The 13,735-nt window shown below is 62.4% G+C and carries 8 protein-coding genes; all 8 read right to left on the bottom strand.

What is annotated here, in order from left to right:
- Positions 1-180: 180 nt before the first annotated feature.
- The 8 genes from K8I04_08575 to K8I04_08540 all read right to left on the bottom strand — a co-directional run bounded on the left by K8I04_08575 (position 181) and on the right by K8I04_08540 (position 13,538).
- Positions 181-1,410: an MFS transporter gene (locus K8I04_08575; GenBank protein MBZ0071760.1), complete on the bottom strand. Its 1,230-nt coding sequence runs from the start codon at positions 1,408-1,410 to the stop codon at positions 181-183.
- Positions 1,407-2,945 (bottom strand): GMC family oxidoreductase, encoded by a 1,539-nt coding sequence (locus tag K8I04_08570; protein ID MBZ0071759.1) that lies wholly within the window; start codon positions 2,943-2,945, stop codon positions 1,407-1,409. Before K8I04_08570 ends, K8I04_08575 begins: the two co-directional genes overlap by 4 nt.
- Before the next feature lie 2 nt (positions 2,946-2,947).
- A complete protein-coding gene (locus tag K8I04_08565) occupies positions 2,948-5,659 on the bottom strand; it encodes a glucosidase (protein MBZ0071758.1) in 2,712 nt (903 codons plus the stop codon).
- 74 nt (positions 5,660-5,733) lie between these two features.
- Entirely contained in the window at positions 5,734-6,423 is a 690-nt protein-coding gene (narI, locus tag K8I04_08560) for a respiratory nitrate reductase subunit gamma (protein ID MBZ0071757.1), read from the bottom strand.
- Entirely contained in the window at positions 6,423-7,139 is a 717-nt protein-coding gene (gene narJ / locus K8I04_08555; protein ID MBZ0071756.1) for a nitrate reductase molybdenum cofactor assembly chaperone, read from the bottom strand. Before narJ ends, narI begins: the two co-directional genes overlap by 1 nt.
- A gap of 8 nt (positions 7,140-7,147) precedes the next feature.
- Entirely contained in the window at positions 7,148-8,710 is a 1,563-nt protein-coding gene (gene narH / locus K8I04_08550) for a nitrate reductase subunit beta (GenBank protein MBZ0071755.1), read from the bottom strand.
- Positions 8,707-12,459: a nitrate reductase subunit alpha gene (locus K8I04_08545; GenBank protein ID MBZ0071754.1), complete on the bottom strand. Its 3,753-nt coding sequence runs from the start codon at positions 12,457-12,459 to the stop codon at positions 8,707-8,709. Before K8I04_08545 ends, narH begins: the two co-directional genes overlap by 4 nt.
- Positions 12,456-13,538: a tellurite resistance/C4-dicarboxylate transporter family protein gene (locus K8I04_08540; GenBank protein ID MBZ0071753.1), complete on the bottom strand. Its 1,083-nt coding sequence runs from the start codon at positions 13,536-13,538 to the stop codon at positions 12,456-12,458. The genes K8I04_08545 and K8I04_08540 overlap by 4 nt, the downstream gene beginning before the upstream one ends.
- Positions 13,539-13,735: the final 197 nt, after the last annotated feature.

The following is a 13,735-nucleotide window of genomic DNA, read 5'->3' as shown; positions in this document are numbered from 1 at the left end:
CATCGTCCCAGGTGCCAGATCGGTGTGCTCCGGATACGTGCCAGGCACGTAAAGGGAAACCGATGTACAGGCCGGCCATTCCGGCGAACCGCCGTTGCGACCAAAAAATGGCACCCGGGATCATTGGGTTGGTATTTCATCTTCATTGCTCGCCCGGAGACGCACCGATCGGGTCGGACTTCAAGTTCGCGCACGTGGCGCTGCCAGGGCGACTCTGGCAGGATGGCGGGCGATGAACAATGCCAACCCGGCCAGCGCCAGCGCGACGACGGTCGTTGCGCTAAAGATCGCATCCAGACCCAAGCCCGCCTGCGCCTGCAAGGGACCGACACCGAAGGCCGCAATCCCGTAACCGATCTGGTAGAACGCAATCAATCCGCCCGCCACCGAGGCGCGGATGGTCTTGAGTTCCACCTGGCCGAAGCTGATGGCGAGTGGCAAGAGTGCCGAGCAACCCAGACCGGCCAGGGCAAAAGCCGCGATGCCGAGCAGGGGCTGGGGTGGGCGCAGGAGGGCGATGGCAATGAAACCGGCGGCCAGCAGCAGCGGTAGCGCCCGGCAGACGGCGCGTTCGGGCAGCCATTTCCCGGTGGCGGCAAAGAGGACGCGTCCTGCGGTCACCATGCCCCAGAATGCGGTCAGTGCCAGCGCCGCCTGCGTAGCATTCGCGTCCAATTGCCGGATCATGTAGAGCGGCGCCCAGTTGCCATTCATCGTTTCGCACACGCCATACAATAGCGCGAATGCGGCAAACACCCAGAAGCGGGCCGGAACCCCGGTGTGCCCCGGTTCTGATCCGTCCCCACCGGTCTCCGTGTCCTCGCGCAATGGCAGGCGCATACTGAAAAGAAGCAGGCCCAGGAGCAGCGCGCCGACCAAGATCGGCAACCCCCACCAGATTCCCAGGCCGACGAACAGCGCGATGAAAACCGGCGCCAGCGCGGTCCCCGCTCCCAGCAGCGCATTCAGCGCCAGCAACGCCTTATCTGTCTTGCGGGGGAAGAACGCGGCGACGAAGGTGTTCAGCGCCGGTACCGTCAATCCAAAACCGGCACCGAGACAGCCGGTGGCGGCGAGCAGGACGGCGTACGCCTGCGCGTGCTCATTGATTACCAACCGGCTCGCCACGAGCAGCGCCATCGCCAGTAGATTCGCGACCAGCCCCAGCAGGTAGATGCGCCTGGTGCCGAGGCGACGCGTCAAGCCGGCGCCGAGCAGCGACGCACCGATCGCCGTGATCGCCTGCGGCACGAACATCCCGCCGTATTCCATACTGGACAGACCGTAACCGCTTGCACTGGTGAAGACGGCGCTGGCGGCTGGAAACGTGACCAGCGCCACGCCTTGAGCCAGGCCGGCGCCGTATACGGCCGCGCGTTCCTTGGCCCGCGTTACCCGGATGCCTGTCATGCGCTGCGTTGCAGCAGGTGATCGCCCACGCGCAAGGCATTGGCGATGGCGGTCAACGACGGATTCACTGCACCGATGCTCGGGAAAAAGCTCGTGTCCACGACATACAGATTGTCCAGCTCGTGCGCCTTGCAGTGGACGTCAAGTACCGAGGTTTTCGGATCGCTGCCGAAGCGACAGGTGCCGGACTGGTGGGCGACACCGGCAATGGGGATGTGTTTTCCCATATAGAGCGTGTTCGGGATCAGGTGCGGGTGCATGTCCATGTGTCCCAGCATCGCTTGTAATTTCTGCCGCAACCGGTTGACCGGCTCCACATTCGTGAACTTGTAATGGAGCTGAATTTCGCCCTTGGCGTTCACCGTGACGCGGTTCTGCGGTAGTGGCAGGTCTTCGCTGGTAAGCCAGAAGTCCACGGCATGCCGCGCTATCCGGTCCAGGGTGAAGCCGGGTGCGAACTTCGGCGCATCCTCTTTGAACATGGGGCCCTGGGACTTGCCAAGCATCTGGATATTGCCGAGCGGGAAGTCGTAATCGGGCGCGCCGAGGTAAAAGTCGTTGATCGTCAGCGTCTTCTGAAACACGGTCGGATTCTCGCGTTTGGAAAGCGCGATCAGCGCGATGGCATTGTGAAACATATAGTGGCGGCCCACCATGTCCGAACCGTTGGCCAGGCCGTGCGGATGCCTCTCGTTGGCCGACATCAGGAGCAGGCGTGCGGAGTTGGCCGCACCGCAGGCCACGATGACGATGCTGCCGCGGTATTCCTCGCGGTGGCCGGCGCGGTCGACGATCACCCTGGTGACCGTGTGTCCGCCGGGGTCGGTCTCGAGCTTATGCACGTGGGCGTTCCTCAACAGCGTCACGTTCGAGTGCTGCAGCGCCGGCCGGACGGCGATGACTTCCGCGTCCGCCTTGGCGTGGACCAGGCAGGGATAACCGTCACAGGTATTGCAGCGGATACACAGGCTGTAAGGTCGGTCCGCCTCCGTGAGCATGATCGCGGTGGGTGCGTACGCTGGTCGATACCCCGCGCGCCGCAGGCCGTCGGCCATCTCCTGGATGCGCGGTTCGTGACTCACCGGCGGGTACGCATACGGCGCACTGGCTGGCGGATCGGTGGGATCGTCGCCACGCAGGCCATGCACGTGGTAGAGGTGCTCCGCCTGCGTGTAGTACGGCTCGAGGTCTTCGTAACGGATGGGCCAGTCCGGCGTCAGGCCATCGGCGGTGCGGTGGGCGGCAAAGTCCTCCTGTCGCAACCGGAACATTGCCGCGCCGAACATCTTGGTCGCGCCACCCACGAAGTAGTGAACGCCGGGCTGGAACGATGTACCATCCGCGTCGTACCACGTATCCTTCGATACATAACGGTTGCTCCCAAAGACCTCAGTTGGGCACCAATTCTCCTTCTCACGCTGCAGGTAATCACCGCGCTCGAGAATGAGAATACGCTTGCCGGAGGGCGCGAGCCTGAGGGCCAACGTGCCGCCGCCGGCCCCGCTGCCGATAATGATGAAATCGTAATGATTCATGCTCATGAATCTTTTCCGGGTACCGTCGGCGATTTTCTGCGGGGGCGGAGCAGTTTGGCGATCAGGCCGGTCCAGCCGGTCTGATGTGAGGCGCCCACGCCGCGTCCGCTGTCACCATGGAAATATTCGTGGAACAGGACATAGTCCTTGAAGTGCGGATCGGTCGCGAGTTTCGGGTGGTATTTCAACACCGGTCGCTGGCTGTCGGCGCCGGTTAGAAAAATCCGGGCGAGACGGCGCGTCAGTTCGTCAGCGACCTCGTCGAGGGTGATGAATTGTCCCGAACCGGTCGGGCATTCGACCTTGAAATCGTCGCCATAATAATAATGAAATTTTTGCAGCGACTCGATGAGCAGAAAGTTGATCGGCATCCAGACGGGGCCACGCCAGTTGGAATTTCCACCGAACAAGTTGTTGTGGGATTCCGCCGGCCAGTAACTCACCTCGTACGTCTGTCCTCCGGTGACATAACGAAATGGTTTTTGCTCGTGTGCCTTTGAAAGAGAGCGCACCCCTTGACCGGAAAGAAACTGGGTTTCATCCAGCATGCGTTTGAGCAACGCCTTCATTCGATGGCCGCGCAGCAGGGAAAGTAGTCTACGATCGCCAACCCCGCCAATTTTCCAGTCGGAGATGAGGGTGGCCAGTTCCGGGCGGTACTTCAAATACCATTCCATCCGCATCTCGAAGGCTGGCAGCTTCGTCATCACCTCCGAATCCAGTACTTCGACAGCCAGCAACGGGATCAGGCCGACGATGGACTGGATTTTCATCGGTACATTCTCCCCATCCGGCAGGTTCAGGTGATCGTAGTAAAACTGGTCCGATTCATCCCATAAACCCAGGGAATCCTCATCTTTGCCGTTGATGGCGCCGGCAATGGAGAGGAAGTGCTCGAAGAATTTCGTGGCGATGTCCTCGTAGACATGGTCGTGCTGTGCCAGCTCGAGCGCGATGCGCAGAAGGTTGAGGCAGTACATCGCCATCCAGCCCGTGGCATCGGCCTGGTCGATGTGACCGCCCGTTGGCAGCGGCCGGCTGTGGTCGAAGGCACCGATGTTGTCCAGGCCGAGGAAACCGCCCTGAAAAATATTACGCCCCCGCATGTCCTTGCGGTTCACCCACCAGGTGAAATTCAACAGCAGTTTTTGAAACACGCGTTCCAGAAAGCCGAGATCGCCGGGGTCGTCCGGGTTGACCTCCTGCCGCTGTCGACGGTCGATTTGAAAGACACGGAACGTCGACCAGGCGTGGACCGGTGGGTTGACGTCGCTGAACGCCCATTCATAGGCGGGCAACTGTCCGTTCGGGTGCATATACCATTCACGCATCAGCAGGATGAGCTGGTCCTTGGCGAACTCGGGGTCAATTTCGACCAGGGTCACGCAATGGAAGGCCCAGTCCCAGGCGGCGAACCAGGGGTACTCCCATTTGTCCGGCATGGAAATCACATCGGCATTGTTCAAGTGCTTCCAGCCGGCGTTGCGTCCATGTTTGCGCGCCGGTGGCGGTGGCGGTTGGGTCGGGTCGCCCTGCAGCCACAGCGGGATGTCATAATGGAAAAATTGTTTGCCCCAGAGCATCCCCGCAAAGGCTTGGCGCTGCACCAGCCGCGCGTCGGCATCGGTGATGGCGTGCTGTAAACCGGCGAAAAATTCATCTGCCTCGCTGCGTCGCTGAGCAAGGATGGCGTCAAAATCCACCCAGGGGCTGCCCATCGATGCCATCCCGGATTTTGTGAGCCGGATACGCACCGTCATGGATTGCCCCGCCGGAATGGTCAGTTCATACAGTGCACCCGCCTTTGTACCGGTCTGCGCGGGATTGACCGCCGACGTATCACCGGCAATCACATAGTCATGAAAGGCATCCTTGAAGAACCCGTTGGCGTCGGCTTGTCCGTAAAGTCGACGTACATTGGTCTCGTTATCGCAAAACAACAGTGTTGGATGGTCGTCGCAGGCGAGACGGAAATCACCCAACAGGTCGTGCTCGATGTTGATACTGCTGTTATTCGCTGAGAGTTTTGGTTTGCGCGCGTTGCGTATCCACGACCATGTGTTACGGAAACAAAGCTGCGGTAGCAGGGTCAGCGGTGCCGCCTCCGGGCCATGATTGTGGACCGTGATCCGCATGAGGATATCCTCCGGTGCGGCCTTGGCGTACTCCACGAAGACGTCGAAATATCTATCCTGATCGAATAACCCGGTGTCGAGCAGCTCGAACTCCGCCTCATCCGCACCGCGCCGCTGATTCTCCTCGAGTAGCCGCGCGTACGGGAATTCCGCCTGCGGGTACTTGTAGAGCATCTTCAGATAGGCATTCGTCGGTGTGGCATCGAGGTAGTAATAGAGCTCCTTCACGTCCTCGCCATGATTACCCTCGGTATTCGTCAGCCCGAAGAGCCGCTCCTTGAGGATCGAATCCTTGCCATTCCACAACGCCAGTGTCAGGCAGAGGTGCTGCTGGTCGTCACTGAAGCCGGCGATGCCATCTTCGCCCCAGCGATACGCACGGCTACGGGCATGGCTGTGGGGCAGATATTCCCACGCATGGCCGTCGGGGCTGTAATCCTCGCGTACCGTGCCCCATTGGCGCTCGGACAGATATGGCCCCCAACGTCGCCAGTTCTGCCGGCCGGCCTTGTCTTCCGCCAGACGCTGCCGTTCAGCGGACGCGGTCGTCACAGTGGAGGATGGTGAGTTCGGTGGCATGGGGGCTCCAATTCAGGGCGGAGTTCGACCGCCCGGCTGGTGGGATACGTTCCGGTTCCCGGGATCGCTACACCTCAATCCCCGCGCATGCGCACGATCTGGTAGCGCCGCCCCAGATACCATATCGGTGCGCTCCAGATATGCACCAGGCGCGTAAACGGAAACAGTAAAAACACCGTCAAACCCAGGAACAGGTGCAGTTTGAATATCCAGGACACGTCCGCCACGATCGCTGCGGCACCGGGCCGGAACGTGACGATGTGCTGCGCCCAGGCGCTGAGGGTCAGCATCTCCGAGCCGTTCAGATGCTGTGCCGAGACCGGGATGGTCGCCAGCCCCAGCAGCAGTTGGATGAACAGGATGATGATGATGGGGATGTCCATCTGTGAGCTCTGTGCGCGTACGCGCGGATTTGTCCAGCGGCGGTGGATGAGCATGGCGCCGCCGATTACCGCGCACAGCCCGAAGATGCCGCCGCTGGTCATGGCCAGGATCTGATGGAAGCCGGGCGTGATCCCCACGGCTTCTTCCCAGCTGTGTGGCGTCAGCAGGCCGAAGAAATGACCGAACAACAAAAACAGTACACCGATGTGGAACAGGTTGTTGGCCAGCCGGAAACGGGGGCTGGCATCGACGATCTGGCTGGAGTTGGTCTTCCAGGTATACTGGCTCATATCGAAACGCACCAGACTGCCGAATAAGAAGACTGTCCCGGCCACATAGGGGTAAATACCGAACAGCAGGTTATTCAGAAAGCTATCCATCATTCGTCTCCGCCATGCCGAGAGGGATTGCCTGATACCCGGCGATCCCGCCACTGGATCGATTGTTCCACCGGCCGCTGACCGGCACTGCAGCCGGTCCCATCCGCTGTGCCAAAGGTCACTGGCGCCTCCATCCACACCGCGTCCAGTGCCGCCGGGGTATCGTCGGGTACTTCGGCGGCGATGCGTTCGTGCAGCAGCGGATCGTTGCCGTCCAGACCGCACAGGCGCAGCAATGGCTCCAGCAGCACAGCGTGGCGATTGCGGCGCTCGACCAGCTGTGCGTACAGGTGCTGCACCAGGCCACCGATCTCGCCCAGGCGCTCCAGTGCCTCGCCCGGTGGCAGCCGTGACAGAAACTCCAGATACAGTGGCAGATAATCGGGTAGTTCGCGGGCGCTGATGACATAGCCGTGGCGCCGATACAGCCGGTTGAGCTCGACCATGGCCTGGCCGCGATCGCGCGATTCACCGTAGACATGCTCGAACAGGTACAGCGAGCGGGCGCGACCGCGGTCGAAGGTATCGACATGACGGGCCTGTGCGTCGATCAGATCGTGCCCGATCAGATCGTCGAGAAATCCATCCAAGGCATCCTGTTCGGCCGCGTTCAACACAGCCTCTTCGGTCAGGGCCTGACGCAGTGGTTCGACATGCCGCCACAAGGACTCGTCGGGGTAGTGCAGCAGTGTGGCGATGATCTGGAAGATGCGCATCGGTGGCCTCACTTGCGCGTTGCGGATGACTTGGGCACGACCTTGACCGGTATCGGGAATTTACGCCGCTGGGGGTTTTTGGAACCGAACAGATTGGTCGGATTGATGCCGCTGGTGTTGCAGCCGTCGCCAAAGCTGAAGCCGCATCCGCTGCGCTCGCCGTAGGGATCGCCGGTCGACAACTCGCGGTGATTGGTGGGGATGACGAAGCGATCCTCGTAGTTGGCGATGGCCATGATCTGGTACATCTCATCGACCTGCACCTGACTCAGGCCCACCTGGCCCAGGACGGCGGTGTCGGTGGCGCCGTCCACGGTCAGGTGGCGCCGGTAGATGCGCATGGCGAACATGCGCCGCAAGGCCTCGATCACCAGCCTTTCATCGCCGGCCGTGAGCAGGTTGGCCAGATACTTCACCGGGATGCGCAGCGAGGCGACATCAGGGATCTCGCCGTCGAAGCCGATCTGGCCTTGATCCACGGCGGCACTGATCGAAGACAACGGCGGTACGTACCAGACCATCGGCAGGGTGCGGTACTCCGGGTGCAGCGGAAAGGCGACCTTCCAGTCCATCGCCATCTTGTAGACCGGCGACCGGCGGGCGGCATTCAGCCACGATTGCTGCACGCCATCGGCCAGCGCCTGGGCGATGACCGCTGGATCCTCCGGATCGAGAAATATGTCCAGCTGAGCCTGGTAGAGATCGCGTTCGTCGGCTACCGAGGCGGCCTGTTTGATGCGGTCGGCGTCGTAGAGCAGCACGCCGAGATAGCGGATGCGCCCGACGCAGGTCTCCGAGCACACCGTCGGCGAGCCGGCCTCGATGCGTGGATAGCAGAAGATGCACTTCTCGGATTTGCCCGATTGCCAGTTGTAGTAGATCTTCTTATAGGGACAGCCCGAGATGCACATACGCCAGCCGCGGCACTTGTCCTGGTCGATCAGCACAATGCCATCCTCCTCGCGCTTGTAGATCGCGCCCGAGGGACAGGAGGCGATACAGCTCGGATTGAGGCAGTGCTCGCACAGCCGCGGCAGGTACATCATGAAGGTATTCTCGAACTGTCCGTAGATCTCCTTTTCGACCTCGCGGAAGTTGTAGTCTTTAGAACGTTTGGCGAATTCCCCACCCAGGATCTCCTCCCAGTTGGGACCCCATACGATCTTGTCCATCGGCTTGCCGGTCAGTGCCGAATAGGGCTTGGCCGTCGGCTGGGCCTTGGACTCGGGGGCGTTGTGCAGGCGCTGGTAGTCGAAGTTGAACGGCTCGTAGTATTCATCGATCTGCGGCAGGTTGGGATTGGCGAAGATATTGGCCAGCAGCCGCCATTTGCCGCCCTGCCTCGGCAGCAGCTCGCCCGTGCCGGTGCGTTGCCAACCGCCGTTCCAGTGATCCTGATTTTCCCAGTCCCTGGGATAGCCGATACCGGGCTTGGTCTCGACGTTGTTGAACCAGGCGTACTCGACCCCCTCGCGCGAGGTCCATACATTCTTGCAGGTGATCGAGCAGGTGTGGCAGCCGATGCACTTGTCGAGGTTGAGTACCATGCCGATCTGGGCACGAATCTTCATCGTGTGTACTCCTGCGCCAGGATGCTGGCGTCGTCACCCTCCAGCCAGTCGACCTTGTCCATCTTACGCACGATCACGAAGCCGTCGCGGTTGGAGCCGACCGGGCCGTAGTAATTGAAGCCGTAGCTCTGCTGCACGTAGCCGCCAATCATGTGGGTGGGTTTGAGTACCACGCGCGTGACCGAATTGTGGATGCCGCCACGACCGCCGGTGATCTCCGATCCGGGCATGTTCACGATGCGCTCCTGCGCGTGGTACATCATCGCCATGCCCGACGGCACCCGCTGCGAGACCACTGCGCGCGCGACCAGCGCGCCATTGCGGTTGAAGGCCTCGATCCAGTCGTTGTCGACGATACCGGCCGTCTTGGCGTCGACCTCCGAGATCCACACGATGGGGCCGCCGCGTGACAGGGTCTGCATGATCAGGTTTTCGGAATAGGTGCTGTGGATGCCCCACTTCTGATGCGGTGTGATCCAGTTGAGCACCAGTTCGTGGTGGCCGTTTCCGCGCTTGCCCAGCAGCGCCTCGACGTCGCGCGTCTCGACCGGCGGGCGGTAGGCAGCGAAACCCTCGCCGAAGGCGATCATCCACGGGTGATCCTGGTAGAAGTGCTGGCGTCCGGTGAGCGTGCGCCAGGGGATCAGCTCGTGCACGTTGGTCCAGCCGGCGTTGTAGCTGACCTGGTCCGATTCGATGCCCGACCAGATCGGCGAGCTGATGATCTTGCGCGGCTGCGCTTGGATATCGTGGAAGCGGATTTTTTCGTCCTGCTTGTGTAGCGCCAGGTGCGCATGCTCGCGGCCGGTGATCGCCGACAACGCCCGCCAGGCCTTGACCGCGACCTCGCCGTGGGTCTCCGGCGCCAGCCCCATGACGGTATCGGCGGCCTGGATGGCGGTGTCCATGCGCGGTCGGCCGCTACTGGCGCGGCCTTGCCGATGGCGGCCGTTGAGCGCACCCAGCTCCTCGATCTCGGTGCGGGTGTCCCAGTGGATGCCCTTGCCGCCGTTGCCGAGCGTCTCCAGCAGCGGCCCCACCGAGATGTAGCGCTCGTAGGTGGCCGGATAGTCGCGCTCGACGACATGCAGGTGCGGCATGGTCTTACCAGGGATGGGCTCGCATTCGCCGGCCTTCCAGTCCGCGATCGCGTACGGCTGGCCCAGCTCGGCCGGGCTGTCGTGTTGCAGCGGCTGGCTGACCAGATCCTGTTCCACCCCCAGATGGCCCACGCAGACCCTGGAAAACGCCTTGGCGATACCCTTGAAGATCTCCCAGTCACTGCGCGATTCCCAGGCCGGGTTGACCGCCTCGGACAGCGGGTGGATGAACGGGTGCATGTCCGAGGTGTTCAGGTCGTCCTTCTCGTACCAGGTCGCGGTCGGCAGCACCACGTCTGAGTAAAGGCAGGTGGTGGACATGCGGAAGTCGAGCGTCACCAGCAGGTCGAGCTTGCCGCGCGGTGCCTCCTGGCGCCATTTCACGTCGCTGGTCTCGGGCATGCTCTCGGGTCCGAATTCCTCGCTCTGTACACCGTCGCTGGTGCCCAGCAGGTGGCGCAGGAAATATTCGTGGCCCTTGCCGCTGGAGCCCAGCAGGTTGGAGCGCCAGATGAACAGGTTGCGCGGGAAGTTCACCGGATCGTCGGGATCCTCGCAGCTGAACTTCAGCTCGCCGCGCTGGAGCTGATCGACCACATAGGCGGCCGGCGCCTGGCCCGCGGCCTGGGCCGCGCCCACCAGCGTCAACGGATTGCGGTCGAACTGCGGTGCCGACGGCAGCCAGCCCATACGCTCGGCGCGCGCGTTGCAATCGATCAGGCTCATCTGCCACTTGGCCGGGTCGGCCAGCGGCGACAGCAGGCTGGAGACCTTCAGCGTCTCGTAGCGCCACTGGTTGCTGTGCGCATAGAAGAACGAGGTACCGGCCATCTGCCGTGGCGGTCGCACCCAGTCCAGGGCGAAGCACACCGGCAGCCAGCCGGTCTGTGGGCGCAGCTTCTCCTGCCCCACGTAGTGCGCCCAGCCGCCGCCGGACTGGCCGATACAGCCGCACAGCATCAACATGTTGATGATGCCGCGATAGGTCATGTCCATGTGGTACCAGTGATTGATGCCGGCGCCGAGGATCACCATCGAGCGGCCCTGTGTTTTGGCGGCGGTCTGGGCGAAGGCGCGCGCCGTACTGATGATCTTGCGCCGGTCCACGCCGGTGATGTGCTCCTGCCAGGCCGGCGTGTAGGGCACATCGTCGTCGTAGCTCTTTGCCGCGCCGGCATCGTCCAGTCCGCGATCCAGACCGTAGTGCGCCAGCATCAGATCGTAGACCGTGGCGACCAGTGCCTCCGCGCCGCCCGCCAGGCGCAGGTGTTTGACCGGCACCTTGCGCACCAGCACGTCCGCGTGCTCGGTAGAGTTGAAGTGATCGCTCTTGATGCTGCCGAAGTAGGGGAGGCCGACCGCGACCACTGCGTCGTGACGGCCGAGCTGGCTCAGGGTCAGCTTCACGTCTGTTTGCGCGCCGCCTTCCTTTTCCTCGAGATTCCAGCGCCCGCTTTTGTCCCAGCGGAAACCCACCGAACCCTGCGGTACCACCACACGGTCGCCGAGCTCATCCCAGGCGACGGTCTTCCAGTCCGGGTTTTTCTCCTGGCCCAGACCGGCGTCGAAGTCGGCCGCGCGCAGAAAGCGCCCTGGCACCAGGCCCTTGGGGCCGTCATCGAGCCGCACCAGGAACGGCAGGTCGGTGTAGCGGCGGGCGTAGTCAATGAAATAATCGGTGGGCTGATCAAGGTGGAACTCACGCAGGATCACATGACCCATGGCCATGGCAACCGCCGCGTCGGTGCCCTGCCTGGGTGCCAGCCAGATGTCGGCGAACTTGGTGGCCTCGGCGTAGTCCGGTGACACCACCGCGATCTGCGTGCCGTTGTAGCGCGCCTCGGTCATGAAGTGGGCGTCCGGGGTGCGCGTCTGCGGCACATTGGAACCCCACAGGATGATGAATTTGGCGTTGTACCAATCGGCCGACTCGGGCACATCGGTCTGCTCGCCCCAGGTCATCGGCGAGGAGGGCGGCAGATCGCAGTACCAGTCGTAGAACGACAGGCAGGTGCCGCCGATGAGCGAGAGATAACGCGCACCCGAGGCGTAGGACAGCATCGACATGGCCGGGATGGGCGAAAACCCGACGATGCGATCGGGTCCGTATTGTCTGGCGGTGTAGACGTTGGCAGCGGCGATCAGCTCGTTGACCTCATCCCACGACACCCGCACCAGGCCACCCAGGCCCCGGATCGACTTGTATGCGGCGGCGCTGGCGGGGTCTTCGACGATCGCGCCCCAGGCGCTCACCGGATCCTGATGCTGCGCCTTGGCGGCACGCCACAGCTTCAGCAGCCGCCCGCGGATCATGGGATATTTCAGGCGGTTGGCACTGTAGAGATACCAGGAGTAGCTGGCGCCGCGCGGACAGCCGCGCGGTTCATGGTTGGGCAGGTCCGGGCGCGTGCGCGGGTAGTCGGTCTGCTGGGTCTCCCAGGTGACCAATCCGTCCTTGACGTAGATCTTCCACGAGCACGCGCCTGTGCAGTTGACGCCGTGCGTGGAGCGCACGATCTTGTCGTGCTGCCAGCGCTGGCGGTAGGACTTCTCCCAGGAACGATCCTCCAGTGTGGTCTGGCCGTGTCCAGCGGCGAATTCACCCCGCACCTTGCGGAAAAACATCAGGCGGTCAAGAAAGTGGCTCATGTCTTGTCTCCATGTCGCGACAGGGACCCGCGCTGGCGTACGCTGCCGAACAGGCTGTCGATCATGCCCGCCAGCGTGGCCAGCCAGGCCAGGAGCGCGATATACGTCGCCAGCGTGAACAAGCCCGTCAGAAATGGCAGCGGCATCACCGTGGTCAGTTGCTGGGTGCAGACGGCATACATGCCCAGTGGAAACACGGCGCCCCAGTACAGGGGGTCATAGTGGAACGGCACACCGCGGATCAGATAACGCCATACGCCCAGCACCAGTAGCAGCGGGATCCACCAGCTGCCGATGGCCCAGTAAAAAAGCGTCATACCTTTGACGAACGGCAACACGGCTGTGATCACCGGGGACCGGCCCGCGTGCTCGATCAGCACGCTGCCGGCCAGTGCTGAAATCGCCACTGCGCCCATGTTGATCCAGTACGGCGGAGACAGATCTTCGGGTGCCATTTCGATGAAGGTATAGCGGAAAAAAATCAGCGTCGTCAGCCACAGATACAGGGCACCGCCGACCAGCCAGAACGTCAGCGCCAGGAACATCAGGGGTTGTTGCAGTGCCGCGAACCCGTCGAGGGAGAGCACGAAGATCGTCAGGACCGCGACCGACTGGGTGGCCACCACGCTGACCAGCCAACCACCGTTGAGACCGTGCTGGATGTCCGGTTTGTGTTGCTTGACCGTCAACACAGCCAGGATGCCGTACATGATCACGACCCACAGGACGCCGGTCACCACCAGGCAGGTGCTGGCCAGCCGCAGCGCGTGCTGCTGCAGGATCAACTGCACGCCAAAGACCCCGAACGCCGCCACTGTGGTGTAGAAACCAACGGCGCGGCTGTGATCGTGCAGATCAGCAATGAAGCTGCGCCGATGGCGCAGCACCCGCATGAGCGTGGCGATCACCAGGCACAGCAAGAACAGTGTGTTGAGCCAAAAGAGTGGTGCGGAGATCCAATTCAAACCCTGCAATTGCGCCGCCAACGCCACAATGCCTGTTGCCATCACCCCGGCGAAATACGCTGGATGCATCCGCTCCAGCGATTCGTGCGGCACATGCTCGAAGCGCAGCCTCACGGCGACAGGTGCCGGGCATTCAGCGGTGACGCGGGGCCGGATCGAAGCAGGTCCGCGCTGAGCCTCCAACAGGCGTTGTCAGGTTGCAGCGACCCGGTCACGAAACACGACCTGCTGCGATATCTCCCGTTACGTAGCGAACACTCATGGCGCTCATGGCTGAGGGATTGGCCTTGGTATGAAACCGTGCACCCGCC

The organism is Gammaproteobacteria bacterium (assembly GCA_019911805.1).
In the GTDB taxonomy this organism is placed as follows: domain Bacteria; phylum Pseudomonadota; class Gammaproteobacteria; order Thiohalobacterales; family Thiohalobacteraceae; genus JAHJQQ01.
This window is presented reverse-complemented; position numbering and strand designations above follow the sequence as displayed.